Source organism: Bacillus sp. (in: firmicutes), assembly GCF_031983925.1.
Lineage (GTDB): Bacteria > Bacillota > Bacilli > Bacillales > Bacillaceae_G > Bacillus_A > Bacillus_A pacificus.
In genome coordinates this window covers 1,028,812-1,050,099 of the sequence record NZ_DALYZR010000002.1, presented here as the reverse complement: position 1 = coordinate 1,050,099, position 21,288 = coordinate 1,028,812, and the positions used below count along the sequence as shown (strand labels likewise).

The 21,288-nt window shown below is 37.0% G+C and carries 20 protein-coding genes and 1 pseudogene; 18 read left to right on the top strand and 3 right to left on the bottom strand.

The features are described 5' to 3' along the window. Together exsA and RTP99_RS11615 are read left to right on the top strand one after the other, a co-directional pair. Window positions 1–698: pseudogene (exsA, locus tag RTP99_RS11620) on the top strand (spore coat assembly protein ExsA); the annotation flags it as partial. A gap of 183 nt (window positions 699–881) precedes the next feature. Next, window positions 882–1,523: a YhcN/YlaJ family sporulation lipoprotein gene (locus tag RTP99_RS11615; protein WP_001093542.1), complete on the top strand. Its 642-nt coding sequence runs from the start codon at window positions 882–884 to the stop codon at window positions 1,521–1,523. Window positions 1,524–1,555: 32 nt separating this feature from the next. Here RTP99_RS11615 and RTP99_RS11610 read toward each other — a convergent pair whose 3' ends face one another. Further along, complete coding sequence (locus RTP99_RS11610; protein ID WP_000721236.1) at window positions 1,556–1,990, bottom strand: hypothetical protein; 435 nt, start codon at window positions 1,988–1,990, stop codon at window positions 1,556–1,558. A 444-nt stretch (window positions 1,991–2,434) separates the two neighbouring features. Here RTP99_RS11610 and RTP99_RS11605 point away from each other — a divergent pair, with 444 nt between their 5' ends. The 9 genes from RTP99_RS11605 (at window position 2,435) to yajC (ending at window position 8,937) form a co-directional block, all read left to right on the top strand. Further along, window positions 2,435–2,755 carry an ArsR/SmtB family transcription factor gene (locus tag RTP99_RS11605; protein WP_000426920.1) on the top strand — a complete coding sequence of 107 codons (321 nt, stop codon included), beginning with the start codon at window positions 2,435–2,437 and terminating at the stop codon, window positions 2,753–2,755. A gap of 67 nt (window positions 2,756–2,822) precedes the next feature. Further along, a complete protein-coding gene (locus RTP99_RS11600; protein ID WP_000723578.1) occupies window positions 2,823–3,752 on the top strand; it encodes a DMT family transporter in 930 nt (309 codons plus the stop codon). 120 nt (window positions 3,753–3,872) lie between these two features. After that, window positions 3,873–4,403 (top strand): BofC C-terminal domain-containing protein, encoded by a 531-nt coding sequence (locus tag RTP99_RS11595; RefSeq protein ID WP_000871209.1) that lies wholly within the window; start codon window positions 3,873–3,875, stop codon window positions 4,401–4,403. 200 nt (window positions 4,404–4,603) lie between these two features. Beyond that, window positions 4,604–5,221, top strand: a complete 618-nt coding sequence (gene ruvA / locus RTP99_RS11590; RefSeq protein ID WP_000464508.1) for a Holliday junction DNA helicase RuvA — start codon at window positions 4,604–4,606, stop codon at window positions 5,219–5,221. A gap of 5 nt (window positions 5,222–5,226) precedes the next feature. Then, the gene (ruvB, locus tag RTP99_RS11585; protein ID WP_000344461.1) at window positions 5,227–6,228 is read left to right on the top strand and encodes a Holliday junction branch migration DNA helicase RuvB; all 1,002 of its coding nucleotides are present in this window, start codon (window positions 5,227–5,229) and stop codon (window positions 6,226–6,228) included. Continuing rightward, complete coding sequence (locus RTP99_RS11580) at window positions 6,225–6,425, top strand: DUF2905 domain-containing protein (protein WP_000138163.1); 201 nt, start codon at window positions 6,225–6,227, stop codon at window positions 6,423–6,425. Before ruvB ends, RTP99_RS11580 begins: the two co-directional genes overlap by 4 nt. Window positions 6,426–6,444: 19 nt before the next feature. Next, on the top strand, window positions 6,445–7,497 hold the full coding sequence (gene queA, locus RTP99_RS11575; RefSeq protein WP_000354028.1) for a tRNA preQ1(34) S-adenosylmethionine ribosyltransferase-isomerase QueA: 1,053 nt from the start codon (window positions 6,445–6,447) through the stop codon (window positions 7,495–7,497). A gap of 12 nt (window positions 7,498–7,509) precedes the next feature. Next, window positions 7,510–8,649 carry a tRNA guanosine(34) transglycosylase Tgt gene (tgt, locus tag RTP99_RS11570; RefSeq protein WP_000125362.1) on the top strand — a complete coding sequence of 380 codons (1,140 nt, stop codon included), beginning with the start codon at window positions 7,510–7,512 and terminating at the stop codon, window positions 8,647–8,649. Window positions 8,650–8,676: 27 nt separating this feature from the next. Beyond that, window positions 8,677–8,937, top strand: a complete 261-nt coding sequence (gene yajC / locus RTP99_RS11565) for a preprotein translocase subunit YajC (protein WP_001068066.1) — start codon at window positions 8,677–8,679, stop codon at window positions 8,935–8,937. A gap of 36 nt (window positions 8,938–8,973) precedes the next feature. Here yajC and RTP99_RS11560 read toward each other — a convergent pair whose 3' ends face one another. Continuing rightward, window positions 8,974–9,357, bottom strand: a complete 384-nt coding sequence (locus RTP99_RS11560; protein WP_000349146.1) for a TIGR04086 family membrane protein — start codon at window positions 9,355–9,357, stop codon at window positions 8,974–8,976. Window positions 9,358–9,459: 102 nt separating this feature from the next. Here RTP99_RS11560 and RTP99_RS11555 point away from each other — a divergent pair, with 102 nt between their 5' ends. Continuing rightward, on the top strand, window positions 9,460–10,107 hold the full coding sequence (locus RTP99_RS11555; RefSeq protein ID WP_000455381.1) for a DUF421 domain-containing protein: 648 nt from the start codon (window positions 9,460–9,462) through the stop codon (window positions 10,105–10,107). A gap of 29 nt (window positions 10,108–10,136) precedes the next feature. On the opposite strand, the gene spoVB is transcribed toward RTP99_RS11555, so the two are convergent. Next, the gene (gene spoVB, locus RTP99_RS11550; RefSeq protein WP_000198281.1) at window positions 10,137–11,696 is read right to left on the bottom strand and encodes a stage V sporulation protein B; all 1,560 of its coding nucleotides are present in this window, start codon (window positions 11,694–11,696) and stop codon (window positions 10,137–10,139) included. A gap of 172 nt (window positions 11,697–11,868) precedes the next feature. Here spoVB and RTP99_RS11545 point away from each other — a divergent pair, with 172 nt between their 5' ends. The 6 genes from RTP99_RS11545 to relA all read left to right on the top strand — a co-directional run bounded on the left by RTP99_RS11545 (window position 11,869) and on the right by relA (window position 21,282). Further along, a complete protein-coding gene (locus RTP99_RS11545) occupies window positions 11,869–12,153 on the top strand; it encodes a post-transcriptional regulator (RefSeq protein ID WP_000886980.1) in 285 nt (94 codons plus the stop codon). A 270-nt stretch (window positions 12,154–12,423) separates the two neighbouring features. After that, window positions 12,424–14,688: a protein translocase subunit SecDF gene (gene secDF, locus RTP99_RS11540; RefSeq protein ID WP_001119087.1), complete on the top strand. Its 2,265-nt coding sequence runs from the start codon at window positions 12,424–12,426 to the stop codon at window positions 14,686–14,688. 305 nt (window positions 14,689–14,993) lie between these two features. Beyond that, window positions 14,994–15,887, top strand: coding sequence for a cation diffusion facilitator family transporter (locus tag RTP99_RS11535; protein WP_041184786.1), 894 nt, complete (start codon window positions 14,994–14,996; stop codon window positions 15,885–15,887). Window positions 15,888–15,988: 101 nt separating this feature from the next. Further along, window positions 15,989–18,328 (top strand): single-stranded-DNA-specific exonuclease RecJ, encoded by a 2,340-nt coding sequence (recJ, locus tag RTP99_RS11530; protein WP_000941279.1) that lies wholly within the window; start codon window positions 15,989–15,991, stop codon window positions 18,326–18,328. Window positions 18,329–18,375: 47 nt separating this feature from the next. Next, window positions 18,376–18,888 (top strand): adenine phosphoribosyltransferase, encoded by a 513-nt coding sequence (locus tag RTP99_RS11525; protein ID WP_000346214.1) that lies wholly within the window; start codon window positions 18,376–18,378, stop codon window positions 18,886–18,888. Window positions 18,889–19,098: 210 nt separating this feature from the next. Then, window positions 19,099–21,282, top strand: a complete 2,184-nt coding sequence (gene relA / locus RTP99_RS11520; RefSeq protein ID WP_001262814.1) for a GTP diphosphokinase — start codon at window positions 19,099–19,101, stop codon at window positions 21,280–21,282. Window positions 21,283–21,288 lie beyond the last annotated feature (6 nt).

Below are 21,288 nucleotides of genomic sequence, written 5' to 3'. Positions count from 1 at the left end.
TGTTGGATAATAATCAACCACCAAACATAATGCCAATGTTGGATAATAATCAACCACCAAACATAATGCCAATGTTGGATAATAATCAACCGCCAAATATAATGCCAATCATGGATAACAATCAACCACCAAATATAATGCCAATCATGGATAATAACCCAATACCAAACATAATGCCGATCATGGATAACAACCAAATGCCGAACATGATGCCGATCATGGATAACAACCAAATGCCAAATATGATGCCAATCATGGATAACAATCAAATGCCGAATATGATGCCAATCATGGATAACAATCAAATGCCAAATATGATGCCGATCATGGATAATAATCAACCACCGAATGTGATGCCGCCGAATCCGTATTATCAACAACAAAATCCATACTATGGTATGCCGTATCAGCAAGGAGCGCCGTTTGGACCACAGTATACGTCTATGCCAAATCCAAATATGATGCCGATGGATAATAATATGCCGCCGCTTGTGCAAGGAGAGGAAGATTGTGGATGCGGTGGAGAGAGTAGGCTATATAGTCCACAACCTGGAGGGCCGCAATACGCGAATCCTTTATATTATCAACCAACTCAATCAGCATATGCACCACAGCCAGGAACGATGTATTATCAACCAGATCCACCAAATGTATTTGGGGAGCCAGTTTCAGAAGAAGAAGATGAAGAAGAAGTTTAAAAAAAGGTGGGATGATTATTCCCACCTTTTTTGTATGTAAAGTCGTTCTGAAAACGGAAGAGCTATATCAAATGTTAGAAAATTCCCAGTGAAATATTAACAGTGTAAAAACCTGCTCTGTTACTCATCATAAGAGGGAGCTTTTCAGAAGAGAAGTTCATTCTAACAGAGGGGGTTTTTCTATTGAATACGAAAGTAAAAGTGATTGCTGCTTCTTTGTTAGTTACTAGTGCATTAGCTGCATGTGGTACACCAAAAAACAATGCAATGGATGGACGTAACTACAATTACGAGCGTACATCTTATAATGATACTCACCAGTATCGTGATAATGTGACGCGTAACGATCGTTATACAGACTATGTAACATATAGAAATGGTCGTAACGATACAGGATACAACTATTACCGTGATGTAAATTACAACGGTCAAATTGCTAATCCGCATCCAACACGTAATATTACAATGAACAATTCATACATTAACAATGATGGTAAAACTGCAGAAAGAATTACGAATCGTGTGAAACGTATGAATAACGTGGACCGCGTGTCTACAGTTGTATATGGAAACGATGTAGCGATTGCAGTAAAACCACGTAATACAGTGACAAATGAAACGGCGATGGCGAACGAAATTCGTCAAGCTGTTGCAAATGAAGTTGGAAACAGAAACGTATATGTTTCTGTAAGAAATGACATGTTTACTCGTGTCGATGCAATGAGTACACGCTTACGTAACGGTACAGTTACAAACGACTTTAATCGTGACATAGTAAATATGTTCCGAGACATTCGTTACGGTTTAACTGGTACAGTACGATAGCGAAATAAAAGAGGAAGGGCAGCCCTTCCTCTTTATTCATCGTCGTCTTGTAAACGACGCTTTTTTATAAAATAACTAACGGAGTAAGATACTAAAAAGCATATGAAGAGAATACTGCCTGTTAAAATAGCTTCAAAGAGAGGTCTTTCTGGACTGAAAATAATATAAATAATAGCCATAACAATCCCAACGATAAGGGAGCGAAAGACAAGTTTATAATAAGGAGTTAATTGTATGTCCTTTTCGCTTTCTTCTACATCGATTGAAATGCTTAACTGTAAATAACTAAGCACAATACTCGTAAGAATAAATAATAGCCATAATGGAGATTTCGTCATTTGATCTAGTCCTTCAGTGAATCCGATATAGCCTAAAATTCCAATTATACCAAGTGATTGAAAAAGAAAGGTAATACGTATATTTTTTAATGTTTGCAGAATGAGACGTTCATCTTTTATTTTTTTCACAATATCCATCTCCTGTTTATGATGATTTTGCTGTTATATTAATTGTAACATATATATTGCATTTATCAATTTATAATTTACATATAATTTGTTTGGATGAAAGAGGAAATAAAATATTTTTATAAACATGTTGCACTTATACTTTATTAATGTTATATTAGCAAAGCGATGAGCTAATTTACGTAAGACGAGAGATATGCTTAAGTGCTAAACACGCGAATGTGGTCGCCTGGTCTCTCGCCGTAAACGCATCAAGACGCCTGTTTTGCAGGCGTCTTTCATTTTATATGAATGTAATGGGAAGAGTGGAGGAATCCAATCTTCCTTTTTTTATCGAAAAAGAGTCTGAAAATAAAGTTATTTACAACTGCGAATGAAAGAGTTACTATTTAATGGTAATATATTACATGTTTTTTATATATATAAGGTTGGGATGAATAGGATATGGAGAATTTTGAATGTAGAAATACAGAAGTTGTATTAGAGAAATTTCAGGTTGTAACACCTATATTTCAGGCATTAGGAGATGAGAATCGTCAACAAATTATTATGCTGTTATTAGAAAACAAACAGATGAATGTAACGCAAATAACAGATAAAATGGGGATTTCTAGACCAGCTGTTTCGCATCATTTGAAAATTTTAAGGCAAGCAGAACTAATTGTAGCGGATCGACATGGAAAAGAAATTTTTTATTCTATAATAGCCGGAGAATTTTTAAAACAGGTGAAGGATTTACTTCAAGCAATAGAATCGAATTATTAATTTTTTTTAACTAACAAGTAAACAAGTTTAAACTTTTAAACTTGTTTACTTGAAAGGGGTAATAAAAATGAAAAAAATAAATCGTATGTATGTCATTATGTTACTTGTTCCTTTATTTTGGGGTGGCTCTTTTGCAACAGCAGAGCATGTTATTACTGAAATTCCACCGATTACAGCGGCAACAATTCGTTTTGGTTTAGCGGGTTGTATTTTAATGGGCATAGTTTTTATGAAATCTGAGTGGAATACAAGTTTGTTATTAAAGAATTGGAAAGGGCTGTTATTTGTATCATTAACAGGTATTTTTGGCTACAATGTTTTTTTCTTTATGGGACTTAACTATACTTCCACTTTGAATGGCTCGCTTATTATTGCTACAATGCCCGTTTTTGTAACCTTAGGAGCAATATTATTTTTTAAAGAGTCTTGGAGTATAAAAGTCGGAATGAGTTTAATGTTGTCTCTTATCGGTGTAATAGTTGTTATTACGAGCGGTTCAATGAATACACTTATGTCTTTGTCATTTAATAAGGGCGATCTTTTATTTATAGCTGCTTTAATCTGTGGGGTGTTATATAGCTTAACAGGAAAAAAAGTTATGAGTGGTGTCTCCCCTTTATTAACTACAATGAGTATGACGGTATTGGGTACTGTGTTTTTAGCAGGCCTTTCTCTATATGAAGATGGATGGGGAAAGGTTGGGACGTTTTCTTTACAGGGGTGGATAGAAATGTTGTATATGGTCATATGCGGGACGTTAATTGGATATATCGTGTTTAATAAAGGAGTAGAAGAGTTAGGTGCAAGCAAAGCGAGTATGTATTTAAATCTAACTCCTATTGTAGCTACTTGTATATCAGTTGTCCTATATGGAGCAGCTGTTACGTGGCAACAAATAGTTGGAATGGCAATCGTATTAATTGGAGTCTATATAGCGACGGTACAATCCAATAAAGATATAAAAAAGCTTTCAAGTAATCAATATGTTTCGAAATAGGTAGAAATCATTGGACTCTATAAGTCTTAATGAGAGTAATCTATGAATTAGGGATAAAACCCCCATTTCCGGAAAAACTACTAATGAAAGTATGATCTTGCCTAAAAGAGGTGAACGGAAATGAAATGGATACTGATTACGATGCAAGCTTTCGTTATGATGTTTTGTTTCGTTTATGGAACGAATGCGAAGGCGGAAGGGCCAGTACCAGAAGTAACAGAGAAAGACCCTCAAGTTACAATTTTATTAGAGCGAATGTATGTTGATGGAGAAGTAAGTGAGGAAATCTTTACAGAAAAAGTAGCAGACTTAGAAAAGTTTTTACAGCAGTATAAAGAATGGCAGCTCGTTGATCGTGATGATGTACAAATCGTATTACAAAAGAAAGTTGACGATATTTCTCCGTTATTAAAAACGAGCGGTTATTTTGGAGTGTCAGAGGAAGGGATATTACAAATTTTCAAAGGTGTACCGAAAAGCGATAATGCGATTCATTCCTTTTTTCAAATTGATATGAAAAAGCTAGAGAGTTATGAACGGGCGAAGTTGAAGCGTGGTATTCGTATTAAGTCAAAAGAAGGATTCGTGAAGACAATCGAAAAAATGAAGCAATACGCAGTACAGAATAGGAAAGAAAGCAGCTCATGGTGAGCTGCTTTTTTCTTATTTATTTTTATCTAAAATTTGTTTTGCGATCTCATCAATTAGCATATCTTTTCCGATTGGATTGAAAGCTTTCGTAGGAAAATAACAGAAGTTTCAAATAGAGAACATTTGTTGGGGCAGTCTCGCTTTTCTATCATTAAATATGTTAAAATGGAATACATGATTTAAGAGGGAGAGATTGTATTTTGTTTGAATATGTTACAGGTTACGTGGAGTATGTAGGACCGGAATATGTCGTAATTGATCATAATGGAATTGGTTATCAAATTTTCACACCGAATCCGTATGTATTTCAAAGAAGTAAGCAAGAAATCCGTGTCTATACATATCATTATGTGAGAGAAGATATTATGGCGCTTTACGGGTTTAAAACACGTGAAGAGCGTTTATTATTTACAAAGTTGTTAGGTGTGTCTGGTATTGGACCAAAAGGCGCTCTTGCAATTTTAGCTTCTGGTCAAACAGGACAGGTCGTTCAAGCGATTGAACATGAAGACGAGAAGTTTTTAGTGAAGTTCCCGGGCGTCGGAAAGAAAACAGCACGCCAAATGATTTTAGATTTAAAAGGAAAACTAGCAGACGTTGTACCAGATGCATTTGTTGATTTATTCTCAGACGAAGAACGTTTTGATGAGAAGAAAGGTTCGTCAGCTGAGCTTGATGAGGCGCTGGAAGCTCTGCGCGCACTTGGATACGCAGAACGAGAAGTTTCTCGCGTTGTACCAGAGTTATTAAAAGAATCATTGACGACGGATCAGTATATTAAAAAGGCACTTAGTCTTTTACTAAATGGTAAGAGGTGAGTATAATGGACGAACGTCTCCTTTCAGGGGAATCTGCATATGAAGATGCGGATTTAGAATATTCATTACGGCCACAGACGCTCCGTCAGTATATTGGCCAAGATAAAGCGAAACATAATTTAGAAGTGTTTATTGAAGCGGCGAAAATGCGTGAAGAAACGTTAGATCACGTGCTTTTATATGGACCACCAGGTCTTGGTAAAACGACGCTTGCGAATATTATTGCCAATGAAATGGGCGTAAATGTTAGAACAACTTCAGGACCGGCAATTGAAAGACCAGGTGATTTAGCAGCTGTATTAACATCGCTTCAACCAGGGGATGTATTATTTATTGATGAAATTCATCGTTTGCATAGATCGATTGAAGAAGTACTATATCCTGCGATGGAAGATTTTTGCCTTGATATTGTAATTGGAAAAGGGCCGTCAGCAAGGTCTGTACGTTTAGATTTACCGCCATTTACATTAGTTGGAGCAACGACGCGTGCAGGTGCGTTATCAGCGCCGCTTCGTGACCGTTTCGGTGTGCTTTCAAGATTAGAGTATTATACAGTAGATCAGCTTTCTGAGATTGTTGAACGTACAGCAGAAGTATTCGAAGTTGAAATTGACTCGTTAGCCGCACTAGAAATTGCAAGACGTGCTCGTGGTACACCTCGTATTGCAAATCGTTTATTACGACGTGTACGAGATTTTGCACAAGTTCGTGGTAATGGAACGGTTACGATGGAAATTACACAAATGGCATTAGAGCTACTGCAAGTAGATAAATTAGGTCTAGATCATATTGACCATAAATTATTGCTTGGTATTATTGAGAAGTTCCGTGGTGGTCCAGTTGGATTAGAAACGGTTTCGGCAACGATTGGAGAAGAATCTCATACGATTGAAGATGTGTATGAGCCGTATTTATTACAAATTGGCTTTTTACAACGAACGCCAAGGGGGCGAATTGTAACGCCACTTGCATACGAGCATTTCGGAATGGAGATGCCAAAAGTATGACGGAGATGCCAAAATTGCTTATTACAGCAGGTATCTTACTTATCGTTGTTGGCTTAGCTTGGAAGTTCATTGGAAGGCTTCCAGGCGATATTTTTGTGAAAAAAGGAAACGTTACCTTTTATTTTCCTGTCATCACATGTATTGTGTTAAGTATTGTATTATCTTTTATTATGTATATAATAAATCGATTCAAATAAGAAATAGGTGGATATAGTTATGGATATTAATCTGTTTGATTTTCATTTACCAGAAGAACTTATTGCACAAGTCCCATTAGAAGAGCGTGAAACATCAAGATTAATGGTGTTAGACCGTGAAACAGGCGATATTGAGCATAAACATTTTACGGACATTCTTTCTTACTTACATGAGGGGGATTGCTTAGTTTTAAATGAAACGAAAGTAATGCCTGCTCGTCTGCATGGTGTGAAAGAAGATACAGGCGCACACATTGAAGTACTTCTTTTAAAACAAGAAGAAGGCGATAAGTGGGAGACGCTTGTTAAGCCAGCGAAACGTGTAAAAGAAGGAACTGTTATCTCTTTTGGCGAAGGGAAATTAAAAGCAACTTGCACAGGAACTGCAGATCAAGGTGGACGTCAGCTTGAATTTTCATATGACGGCATCTTCTATGAAATTTTAGATGAACTTGGAGAAATGCCACTTCCTCCATATATTAAAGAGACGCTAGAAGATCGCGATCGCTATCAAACAGTATATGCGAAAGAAATCGGTTCAGCAGCAGCGCCGACTGCAGGACTTCACTTTACAGAAGAGTTACTGGAGAAGTTAAAACAAAAAGGCGTTGAGTTAGCATTTATTACACTTCACGTAGGGCTTGGAACATTTAGACCAGTTTCTGCTGATACGATTGAAGAACACCATATGCACGCAGAATATTACCATATGTCTGAAGAGACGGCGGCATTATTAAACCGTGTAAAAGAGAATGGTGGACGTATCATTACGGTAGGTACGACATCAACTCGTACGTTAGAGACAATTGCGACAGATCATGATGGCAAGCTTTGTGCTGCTTCTGGCTGGACAGACATTTTTATGTACCCAGGTTACGAATTTAAAGCAATTGATGGTTTAATTACAAACTTCCATTTACCGAAATCAACATTAATTATGCTTGTAAGTGCATTTGCAAACAGAGATAATGTACTTCATGCTTATAATGAAGCAGTAAAAGAAAAATATCGTTTCTTTAGCTTTGGTGATGCAATGTTCGTTGCCTCTCACGCTAAAATGGGAAACAAATAAAAGGAGTAAATTATGACAGCAATTCGTTATGAATTTATTAAAACTTGTAAACAAACAGGTGCCCGTTTAGGACGTGTGCATACGCCGCACGGTTCATTTGATACACCAACATTTATGCCAGTTGGTACACTTGCAACAGTTAAGACAATGTCACCAGAAGAATTAAAAGCAATGGATTCTGGCATTATTTTAAGTAATACGTATCATTTATGGCTACGTCCAGGTCACGAAATCATTCGTGAAGCAGGCGGTTTGCATAAATTTATGAACTGGGATCGTGCAATCTTAACGGACTCTGGTGGTTTCCAAGTATTCAGTTTAAGTGACTTCCGTCGCATTGAAGAGGAAGGCGTTCATTTCCGTAACCACTTAAATGGAGATAAATTATTCTTATCACCAGAAAAAGCGATGGAAATTCAAAATGCATTAGGTTCAGATATTATGATGGCATTTGATGAGTGTCCACCATTCCCAGCTACTTTTGAATATATGAAGAAATCTGTAGAGCGTACAAGCCGCTGGGCAGAGCGTTGCTTAAAAGCACATGAACGTCCACAAGATCAAGGTTTATTTGGTATTGTACAGGGCGGAGAGTTCGAGGAGCTTCGCCGTCAAAGTGCAAAAGACCTTGTTTCAATGGACTTCCCTGGTTACGCGGTAGGTGGTTTATCTGTAGGTGAGCCGAAAGATATTATGAACCGTGTACTTGAGTTTACAACACCACTTCTTCCAGATAATAAGCCACGTTACTTAATGGGAGTAGGTTCTCCTGACTCATTAATCGATGGTGCAATTCGTGGTATCGATATGTTTGACTGCGTACTTCCAACTCGTATCGCTCGAAATGGTACATGTATGACAAGTGAAGGCCGTCTAGTTGTCAAAAATGCGAAATTCGCAAGAGACTTCGGTCCGCTTGATCCAAACTGTGATTGCTACACATGTAAAAATTACTCTCGTGCGTACATTCGTCACTTAATGAAATGTGATGAAACGTTCGGAATTCGTTTAACGTCTTATCACAACCTTCATTTTCTGTTAAACTTAATGGAGCAGGTGAGACAAGCTATTCGTGAAGACCGTCTTGGCGATTTCCGCGAAGAATTCTTTGAACAGTATGGCTTTAATAAACCGAATGCTAAAAACTTCTAATACATAATTTAAAAGGAGGAACAAAAGATGAATCCAGGTATGATGAATATCGTTATGATCGTTGCGATGTTTGCGATTTTCTATTTCTTATTAATTCGCCCGCAACAAAAACGTCAAAAAGCAGTTGCTCAAATGCAAAGTGAGTTAAAAAAAGGTGATGCTATCGTAACAATCGGTGGTTTACACGGTACAATCGAATCAGTAGATGAAACGAAAATTGTTATTAAATCTGGTGGCTCACACTTAACTTTCGATCGTAATGCGATTCGTGAAGTTGTGAAAAACTAATGAGGAAGGCCCTGCATGAAATGTGCAGGGCTTTTTTTAGTTATTTTGTTTGGACATATTTACACCGAAAATGCCACCGAGTGTACTCGCGCCCATTAATGCTAATTGATAAAGTAACTGTGAGTTCGATAAAGTTTGAGAGAAACCTAAATAGTTAACTAGAAAAACAAGTATAGTGAATGTAAGTCCTGTTGTGAAGCCTACTAGCCAACCTTTCCCTTGTGCTTTTTTGCCGGCAGTAAACCCGGATATAAGCATAGATAAAAGTGCTAGTATAAAAATAGTAACAGCTAATGTTCCTTCATTCAAATCTGTAAATTTTAATAAAAGAGCCATAATCATGCTAGTAACTGTTGCGAGAATTAATAGGATAACGATACCGAAGCCGATTGCAGTTGATAATTTTTTCGTTCCATCCATTTATACATTCCCCCTTTTTAATACAAGCATATTTTCCTTTTGCCTAAGTTAGACTATTTTCTTTTTTATAGGGGAGTCTATACGTAAAAAGGAGATGTAGAAATGGAATGGGTATCAATCATTGGCCGGACGATGCTGTTGTATATCATCATCTTAATTATTTTTCGTCTTATGGGTAAACGTGAAATTGGAGAGCTAAGTGTATTAGATTTAGTCGTATTCATTATGCTTGGTGAAATGGCAGTAGTCGCAATTGAAAATACCGATAAATCACTTTGGCACCAATTAGTTCCGATGACGTTTCTTATGTGTATACAAATTATTTTGTCAGTTATTTCGTTAAAGTATCAACGCTTTCGGCATTTAATAGAAGGTGAGCCAGCCATTCTTGTAAATGCAGGAAAGATTGATGAAAAGAAGATGAGAAAGCAACGTTATAATATAGATGATTTAATGATGCAATTAAGGGAACAAGGAGTTGGAGATATCCGGGATGTAGAATACGCTATTTTAGAACCATCTGGGAAGTTATCTGTCTTTCAAAAACAAAAAGGTGGGCAGGATGCATTGCAGTTTACGCTTCCCCTTATTATCGATGGAGAAATTCAATCTAATCATTTACAAATGATTGAACATACAGATGAGTGGCTTGTTGAAAAATTAAAAAACTTAGGCTATAACGATGTAACAAAAATTTTATACTGTAGCTTTCAAAATGGACAATTTTTTGTTGATTTGAAAGAAAACTAGAGGCTTACTATATGACATAGTAAGCCCGTTTACTTCAAAAATGAAAGTTTTCGAATGATAGGGAGACGACTTAACTCTTCTTTTCGAATGAGCTTGAAAATGAAGAGGAGCACAATATAAACGAGTGTTGTTAAAGTGATTTCCCATAATGTTTGTATGCCAAGTGAATGAGAGAAAACTATATACTTATGAAGGTAAAAACCGAAGGAGCCTGCGATACCGATGGCAAGTCCGCCAAAAATATAGTCTTTTGCGTAAATGGTAAATGTAATTTTCTTTAAAACAGTAGCGTAATGAAGAAATGTTACCGTTACGATATTTGCTGCAATTGCAAGGGCAACCCCCATCATTTGAAACTCTGGCCTTGAGGCTAGTACGAAAATAACGATTAATTTCACGATTGCACCAATAAACGTATTCATCATGGCCGCACGTGCTAAGTTTAAAGCTTGTAAAACAGAGGTAAGTGGACTTTGAAAATAATGAAATAAAAAGCAAGGTGCAAGAAGCTGGATGAACGCTGTTGCACTATCCGATCCATACATAAGAGTTAAAACAGGAGAAGCAAATACGTATAATATAACGACTGACCACCCGCCAGTAATGAGTGAGATCCGAAGAGCTTGTTGTAAGCGGTGTTCTACTAATTTATGCTGTCTTTTTGCCATTGCCTCGCTAATAGATGGAACGAGTGCAGTAGAAAGAGCGTATGTAATAAAGGCTGGCAGTGAAAGAAGCGGGAATGCATACCCGTTTAATATACCGTATTGCTGAGTTGCGACGGAGGCAGCAACGCCGGCAATCGCTAAGCTTTGCATAACGACGATAGGTTCAAAAAAATAGGAAACGGAACCGATTAAACGACTTCCTGTAGTTGGAAGTGCAATATCCATAAGAGAATAAAATGTCCCCTTGCTTTCCTTTACAGTAGTGAAAAATCCCGAGCGTATAGATAAATGTTTTTCGCGCTGGAATAAAGTGAGTAAAAATAATAACGATGCCACTTCACCGAGAACGGCTGATAACATAGCACCAGCTGCAGCATATTCTACGCCGTAAGGTAAAAATAATTGAATACATATAGCGATAATTGTAATGCGGACAATTTGTTCTATCACTTGGGCGTAAGCGCTAGGTTTCATATTTTGTTTCCCTTGGAAATAGCCACGTAAAACAGAAGAAACAGCAATAACAGGAACGACAGGCAAAATGGCCATTAATGGATAGTACGTTCGTTCATCAGTTAATAATGTTTTTGCTAAAATAGGTGTGAGGAGCATAATTCCAATTGTTAAAATGATACTAATAACAGATGTAACAGCTAATGATACTGTTAATATTTTTTTAACTTTTTGTTTATCATTCACAGCTTCTGCTTCTGCTACAAATTTTGCGATTGCGACAGGAAGACCGATTTGTGTTAATGTAATTGCTAGAATAAATGTAGGGACGGCCATCATATAAAGGCCAACGCCTTCTTCTCCTAAAATACGTGCCATTACAATACGATTAATAAATCCTAGAATTTTGGTAATAAAGCCGGCTATCATTAAAATAAATGCGCCTTTTAAAAAGCTTTGTCTCGTCATGGTCTTCTCCTACCTTCTCAAAATCAGTGGAATGATTTACAATAATTTATATGCACGTACGAGACAAGAATGACAAGCATTTAAGAGAGTACTCTTGAAAGTAGTTATTGCTGTCCATTAGAGCGGGATTAAAAGCGACTTTTCGTGCTGAAATAAGAAGGAGATGTTATATATGTTAGATAGAGAGGCTTTGGTAGAATCATACCGCGGACAGTTACAAGTCGTTTTAGAAAGTAAAGTAGAAGAGTTCCAAATGTTCGGCTACGACCGAGTAACAGATGATGACATTTGGAAGTTTCTTAAAGTGAAAAAGTGGAAGAAGATAGACAGTGACGTTAGATTGTATGAATTAGTTAATGACGTATTAACAGTAACAGCTAATGAATATATGACGTATTTAACTGTTGAAGCATATCAAGCCCCGCTTTGGTCATTTGATGAATATGAAAATAAATAACCGACTGCAATTGGTTTGTTCTTCCTTTTGCAGTATAATGATAGGTATTGATAATGAGGAAATAATTATGTCTAAGATCATATATAAAGGAGGTAGTGAAGAGAGAAAACAAATAATGAAAGTGTCGGTAATGTGAAAAACTTACCGACACAGCTGGTGAGGAACTAGCAAAATTATAGAAAGGAAGTCTACTAACTAGGCGTATGCACACGTGTGAAGGTGAATCGTAAAAGATTTATTTGAAGTGTTAGTAGCGGAAAGAGGGTACATATGGCAAAGCGTGGTACGAGAATTGCCGCCTTTTTCCTCATCGTTTTATTAATCGGTGGAGTAATTGGTGCGGCAGGAAAAGACATAGCAAAAGGAATTAGTCTAGGACTAGACCTTCGCGGTGGTTTTGAAATTCTGTATGAAGTAAAACCAGCCAAAAAAGGTGATAAAATTGACCGAGAGGCACTTGTAAGTACAGTAGGTGCTCTTGAAAATCGTGTCAATGTACTTGGTGTAAGTGAACCGAACATTCAAATTGAAGGGCAAGACCGAATTCGTGTACAGCTTGCTGGTGTACAAGATCAGCAAAAAGCACGTGAAATGTTATCAACACAAGCGAAATTAACATTCCGTGATGTAGATGACAACCTTCTTATGGATGGAACGGATTTAAAAGGCGGCGGAGCGAAGCAAACATTTGATGAGCAAGGTCGTGCGAGTGTAGGTCTTACACTAAAAAGCGCTGAAAAATTCCGTGAAGTAACTGAAAAAATTTCAAAAATGCCACCACCAACGAATTTAATGGTAATTTGGCTTGATTTTGAAGAAGGAAAAGATTCGTACAAAGCAGAATCTGCAAAACCGAATCCGAAGTTCTTATCAGCAGCAACAGTAAACCAAGTGTTTAACCAAGCTGAAGTATCTATCGTGGGTGGAAACTTTACAGTTGAAAGCGCGAAACAACTTTCATCTTTATTAAATGCAGGTGCACTTCCTGTTGATTTAAAAGAAATGTATTCAACATCTGTTGGAGCGAAGTTTGGTCAACAAGCGTTAGAGCAAACAATTTTCGCTAGTGCGATTGGTATCGCTCTTATTTTCTTATTTATGCTTGTATTCTACCGTTTACCAGGACTTGTAGCGGTTATTATGTTAGGTTTATACATTTTCGTTACATTACTTGTCTTTAACTGGATGCATGCAGTTCTTACGTTGCCAGGTATTGCGGCGTTAGTGCTCGGGGTAGGTATCGCGGTTGATGCGAATATTATTACGTACGAGAGACTGAAAGAAGAGCTGAAAATTGGTAAGTCAATGATGTCGGCATTCCGTGCTGGTAACCATCGTTCATTAGCAACCATTTTAGATGCGAATATTACAACACTTGCAGCAGCTGGTGTATTATTCGTTTATGGTAATAGCTCTGTAAAAGGGTTCGCAACAAGTTTAATCGTAAGTATTTTAGTCGGTTTTATTACGAACGTATTCGGTACTCGTTTCTTACTAAGTTTACTTGTAAAGAGCCGTTACTTCGATAAAAAACCAGGATACTTTGGTGTGAAACAAAAGGATATTATTCCATTAACAAAAGGTGTAGTACATCCACCGACAAGATTTGATCGTATTAACTTCGTAAATGTCGGTCATAAATTCCTTATCTTCTCGCTGGTAGTTGTAATTGCAGGTGCAATTATTTTACCAATTTTCAAATTGAATCTTGGTATTGACTTTGCGAGTGGTACACGTATCGACTTGCAATCAAAACAAGCAGTTACTGTGTCTGATGTTCATAAAGATTTTAAAGAATTGAACATTGACGTGAAGGAAGAAAATATTGTACCGACTGGAGATGACAATAAAGGATTCGCAGTTCGTACATTAGGTGTTCTATCAAAAGATGAAATTGCGAAAACAAAAACATTCTTCCACGATAAATATGGTACAGATCCAAACGTAAGTACAGTTTCACCAACAATCGGGAAAGAGATTGCACGAAATGCATTTATCGCAGTATTAATTGCTTCTGCGGTTATCATTTTATACGTAAGTATTCGTTTCCGATTTACGTATGCATTATCTGCAGTACTTGCATTATTACATGATGCATTCGTTATGATTGTTATATTTAGTATTTTCCAGTTAGAGGTAGACTTAACGTTTATCGCTGCGGTATTAACAATCATTGGTTATTCTATTAATGACTCGATCGTTACATTTGATAGAAACCGTGAATTATACAAACAGAAAAAACGAGTACGTGATATAAAAGACTTAGAAGAAATCGTAAATGCAAGTATTCGTCAAACGCTTGGTCGTTCGATTAATACTGTACTAACAGTGCTATTCCCAGTACTTGCATTGCTTATCTTCGGTAGTGAGTCACTACGTAACTTCTCGTTTGCGTTACTTGTTGGATTAGTTGTAGGTACGTATTCTTCTGTTTTCGTTGCTTCTCAAATTTGGTTAATGCTTGAAAACCGTCGTTTGAAAAAGGGCAAAAACAAGAAAAAGGTTGAGAAAGTAGAATCTGAACCGCAAGTATAAAAAAGATGATGTCTCTTTATGAGGCATCTCTTTTTTCGTTTGTGGATACAATAAGATAGCGACTTTGAAATGGAAAATGGAAGAAAGTGGTGATGTTATCGCTGTTTTTGTTACAATAAAGTGAAACTTTAATCAGTGGGGGGGTTCTTCATCCCCCCACTGATTATTAGTTGAACCAATCGGACTTTTATGGGCAGTTGATCCCCCACCTAAATTTTTTGCTTTCACTGAATTTTGAGGTAGGGGTCTTACTGCCCATTAAAGTGGGATAAAAAGATAGGTTAAGAAAAGAAGGGATTTTAATGATGGAAAAAGATGAACGTTTTAAACAGGCCGAGTTTGGTGCTATTGTCGGGATCGTTGGTAATATTATATTAGCAATCATAAAAGCGGTAATTGGTTATATTGGGAACAGTAAAGCGCTATTAGCGGATGCTGTGCATTCTGCATCAGATGTAATTGGTTCGCTAGCTGTACTGTTTGGATTACGAGCAGCAAAGCAGCCGCCCGATGAAGATCATCCGTATGGTCACGGTAAAGCGGAATCGATTTCAGCGATTATTGTTGCAGTATTATTATTTATTGTGGGAATCGAGATAGCGATTTCGTCCATAAAAGCTTTTTCGCAGGAATTAGAACCGCCGAAGGGAATTACGATTTTTGCTGTTGTTCTTTCGATTATTGTGAAAGAAGGAATGTTTCAATATAAATTTCGATTAGGGAAAAGGGTAAATAGCGATGCAATTATTGCAAATGCATATGAGCACCGTTCGGATGTATTTTCTTCAATTGCAGCTTTAATCGGTATTTGTGCAGCGATTATTGGTGGTAAGTTCGGGTTAGATTGGCTTGTGTATGCCGATCCAATTGCAGGATTATTTGTTTCACTTCTTGTTGCAAAAATGGCATGGAGTATTGGGACAGAAGCAATTCATGCAACGCTTGATCATGTTCTTCATGAGGAAGATGTTATTCCGCTTAGAGAAGCAGTACTTCAAATAGATGGTGTGAAAAAAATCGGTTCGTTATATGCGAGGGAGCATGGTCATTACGTTATTGTAGATATTAAAGTTTCTGTAGATCCATATATTACTGTAGAAGAAGGACATCGCATTGGAAAGCGTGTGAAAGAAACGCTTATGCTGCAAGATAACGTACAAAATGTATTTGTACATATAAATCCGTATTCTCCAAATTAAACATTAGTAACATTTTAGTATACAGATATTACATCGTAGTTTGCATGATATTGTCACCCCTTAATCTGTCTTGTATAATGAACAGGTTAAGGGGTGATTTCGTGTTACAACCGAAGACGCGTTGGAAAGAAAAAGAATATAATAGCGAGCGAGTGAGTGAATTAGCAAGTAAATTACAATTATCACCACTTGTCGTTTCGTTATTCCTCGGTAGAGGACTAGATACAGAAGATAAGATTTTAGATTTTTTAAATACAGAAAATCAAGAATTTCATGATCCGTTTTTATTAGAAGGAATGGATAGAACGGTAGAACGTGTAAATAAGGCGATTCAAAATGGAGAGCAAATATTAATATTTGGTGACTACGATGCGGACGGAGTAAGTAGTACAACTGTTTTATATATTGCCTTACAAGAATTAGGTGCAGACGTAGAATTTTATATCCCAAACCGTTTTACAGAAGGTTATGGACCGAATGAAGAAGCATTTCGTTGGGCGCATAGCGCAGGATTTTCACTCATTATTACTGTCGATACTGGTATCGCAGCTGTACATGAAGCGAAGGTAGCGAAGGAACTTGGGATAGATCTAATTATTACAGATCACCATGAGCCACCACCAGAATTGCCAGAAGCACTTGCGATTATTCACCCGAAATTAGATGGCGGTGTGTATCCGTTTCACTATTTAGCTGGTGTAGGTGTTGCGTTTAAAGTTGCACATGCACTACTGGGCCGTGTACCAGAACATTTATTAGAAATTGCAGTAATTGGTACGGTAGCCGATTTAGTATCACTTCACGGTGAGAATAGATTGCTAGTGAAGCGCGGTTTAAAACATATGCGCATGACGAAAAATATCGGACTAAAGGCGCTATTTAAAGTTGCTAACGTTTCGCAAAGTGAAATTACAGAAGAGAGTATTGGCTTCTCAATCGCACCTCGTATTAATGCAGTTGGACGTTTAGAAGATGCTACGCCGGCTGTACATCTTTTATTATCAGAGGATCCCGAAGAAGCGAAAGAGCTGGCTGAAGAAATTGATGAGCTGAACAAACTGCGAAAAGATATTGTAAAGCAAATTACAGAAGAAGCTATCGCTGAAGTGGAAACGAATTTCCCTCCTGAAGACAATAAAGTATTAGTGCTTGCAAAAGAAGGGTGGAATCCAGGTGTAATTGGAATTGTCGCTTCTAAATTAGTTGAACGTTTTTATCGTCCAACGATTGTATTATGCATTGATCCTGTAAAAGAAACTGCAAAAGGTTCAGCGCGTAGTATTGCAGGATTTGATTTGTTTGCAAACTTGTCAGATTGTAGAGAGTTATTGCCACACTTCGGAGGACATCCGATGGCAGCGGGAATGACGCTACATATGAATGATGTAGATGAATTACGCCGCCGTTTAAATGAACAGGCAGATACAATTTTAACAGAAGAAGATTTTATTCCAATTACAGCTGTCGATGCTTTTTGCAAAGTGGAGGACGTAACACTTGCAGCAATTGAAGATATGCAAAAGTTAGCGCCATTTGGTGTTGGAAATCCAAAGCCACGTATTGCGGTGAAAGATGCGGAGTTAGAAAGTATTCGTGCAATCGGATCAGATGGTTCTCATTTAAAGATGTCTCTTCGTGATGGACAAGCAACATTGGATACAATTGGATTCGGTTTTGGCGCATATGCGAAAGAAATTTCTCCAGTTGCAAAAGTATCTGTAATAGGAGAAGCGTCTATCAATGAATGGAATAATTTTAAGAAGCCGCAATTAATGGTACAAGATATTGCTGTAGAAGCATGGCAATTATTCGATTGGCGTAGTATGCGTAACGTAGAAGCAAATTTAGCAGAACTTCCGAAAGGGAAAATCACGATGGTGTATTTTTCTGAAGAGGTATTGAATAAATTTTCTTTAGAAGACTATAAAGAGCATATGATGCATGCATCAGAAGTGACCGAGTTAGATGATCAATACATCGTATTCCTTGATTTACCAAAAGGGACAGATGAATTAAGAGAGCTATTTAAAGTAGGATTCCCGTCGCGAATTTATACACTATTTTATCAAGAGAATAATCATTTATTTAGTACTGTTCCAACGAGAGAACATTTTAAATGGTACTATTCGTTCTTGAGCCAAAAATCACCATTTTCTTTAAGACAATATGGAGCGCAACTATGTCAGCATAAAGGTTGGTCAAAAGATACAGTAAATTTCATGACACAGGTGTTTTTTGAGTTAGAATTTGTTACAATAAAAGATGGCGTCATTTTTATGGCAGACAAAAAACAAAAGCGTGATTTAATTGAATCGAGCACATATCGTGAGAAAATGAACCACTTACAATTAGAAAAAGAATTGGTTTATAGCACATATCAGCAACTATATACATGGTTTGAAACGATTCGTAATCATAAAGAAGTAGAACAGTTAGGGTAAAGGATTTGTATTTACAAACCTTTTAGATCTGAGGAGGATTCAGAAATATGGATTTCAAGCAACATATCGCAATTGTACCGGATTATCCAAAAGAAGGTATTGTGTTTAAAGACATTACACCGTTAATGAACGACGGTAAAGCATACAAAGCAGCAACAGATGCAATCGTTGAGTATGCAAAAGAGAGAGACATCGATCTTGTAGTAGGACCAGAAGCTCGTGGTTTCATTATCGGTTGCCCAGTTTCTTATGCATTAGAAGTAGGATTTGCGCCAGTTCGTAAATTAGGAAAATTACCACGTGAAGTAATTACAGTTGACTACGGTAAAGAATATGGTAAAGACGTTTTAACGATCCATAAAGATGCAATTAAACCAGGTCAACGCGTATTAATTACAGATGACTTATTAGCTACAGGTGGAACAATTGAAGCGACAATTAAGTTAGTTGAAGAGCTAGGCGGAGTTGTAGCAGGAATTGCATTCTTAGTAGAACTTACTTACTTAGATGGTCGTAAAATGTTAGATGGTTACGATGTATTAGTATTAGAAAAATACTAATCACTATATAGGTAAAACTACGGTGATAAAAAGTACCCGTGAATCTCTTGGAGAGGAGCGGGTACTTTTGTATAATTGAACAAAAAATTATAGTGAAATGTCAGTAAAATCTTTTCCTTTTCACAATTCACAATCATTGGGTTATAATGATAGAATATAATTTATTCTATTCAATAAAGATAAAGTCAATTTTCAATAAAAGGTGATTCGATGGCAAATGAGCAGGTACTAACAGCTGAACAGGTACTCGAGAAAGCAAGTCAATATTTAGTGGATGAAGATATTGAGCTAGTAGCACGTGCCTATGAATATGCACGCGATGCGCATAGCGAACAATACAGAAAATCGGGTGAACCATACATTATTCATCCAATTCAAGTTGCAGGTATTTTAGTTGATTTACACATGGATCCAGCTACAGTATCAGCAGGTTTCTTACATGATGTAGTAGAAGATACAGAGATTACATTAGAAGATATTGAACGGGAATTTAATAAAGAAATTGCTATGCTTGTCGATGGTGTGACAAAGCTCGGAAAGATTAAATATAAATCTCATGAGCAACAACAAGCAGAAAACCATCGCAAAATGTTTATTGCAATGGCTCAAGATATTCGAGTTATTTTAATTAAACTAGCCGATCGTCTTCATAACATGCGTACATTGAAACATTTGCCTCAAGAGAAGCAGCGTCGCATTGCGAATGAAACGTTAGAAATCTTTGCACCTTTAGCACATAGACTCGGAATTAGTACTATTAAATGGGAGCTAGAGGATACGTCACTTCGCTACTTAAATCCACAGCAATATTATCGTATTGTAAATTTAATGAAGCGTAAACGTGCAGAACGTGAAGAGTATTTAGAGGAAGTAATGACTGGTATTCGTGAGAAATTAGATGAAGTTGCAATTCAACCTGAAATTTCTGGAAGACCAAAACATATTTACAGCATTTATCGTAAAATGGCACTGCAAAATAAACAGTTCAATGAAATTTATGATTTATTAGCTGTACGTGTCGTTGTAAATAGTATTAAAGATTGTTATGCAGTACTTGGAATTATTCATACGTGCTGGAAGCCGATGCCAGGTCGTTTTAAAGATTATATTGCAATGCCGAAAGCAAATCTATATCAATCTCTTCATACGACTGTAATTGGGCCGAAAGGTGATCCGCTTGAAGTGCAAATTCGTACGAAAGAAATGCATGAGATCGCAGAATTCGGGATCGCGGCACACTGGGCGTATAAAGAAGGAAAAACAGCAGAAACAGCAGGTACATTAGAGAAGAAACTTACATGGTTCCGTCAAATATTAGAATGGCAAAATGAAGCTTCTAATGCAGAAGAGTTTATGGAGTCATTAAAAATTGATTTATTCTCTGACATGGTATTCGTCTTTACACCGAAAGGCGATGTAATGGAATTACCACTTGGATCTGTTCCAATTGACTTTGCATATCGTGTGCATTCAGAAATTGGAAATAAAACAATTGGTGCAAAAGTAAACGGGAAAATGGTGACACTTGATTATAAATTAAAAACAGGTGACATCATTGAGATTTTAACATCGAAACATTCGTATGGACCAAGTCAAGATTGGGTGAAACTTGCTCAAACATCTCATGCAAAAAACAAAATACGTCAGTTCTTTAAGAAACAACGTAGAGATGAAAATATTGAAAAAGGCCGTGAACTTGTTGAGAAAGAAGTGCGTAGCCTAGAGTATGAGATGAAAGAAGTGTTAGCTCCTGATAATTTAAAACGAGTTGCTGAAAAATTCAACTTTGCAAATGAAGAAGATATGTTTGCGGCAGTTGGATATAATGGCATCACTGCATCGCAAATTGTTACGCGACTAACGGACAAGTTCCGTAAGCAACGTGAAGAAGAAGAGATTGTTGAAGTTAAAGAAGTTCGTAAACCGATGAAAATTCGAAAATGGGATTCTGGCGTTAAAGTAAGTGGTGCAGATAATTTATTAATTCGTTTATCAAAATGCTGTAACCCAGTACCTGGTGATGATATCGTTGGGTATATTACGAAAGGCCGAGGCGTATCGATTCACCGCCGTGACTGTGTAAATGTTCATACAGAAGAAGCTATAGAACGTTTATTAGAAGTAGAGTGGGAAGGTAGCCCTGAAAAAGAAATTGAGTATAACGTTGATATTGAAATTTCAGGTTACGATCGCCGTGGTTTATTAAATGAAGTATTACAAGCTGTTACAGAGACGAAAACGTACATTTCGGCAGTTTCTGGTAGAAGTGACCGTAATAAGATGGCGACAATTAATATGTCAATCTCTATTCGTAACTTACAGCACTTGAAAAAAGTAGTAGAACGCATTAAACGTGTTCCAGAAATTTATGCAGTACGACGCATGATGCATTAATAGGGA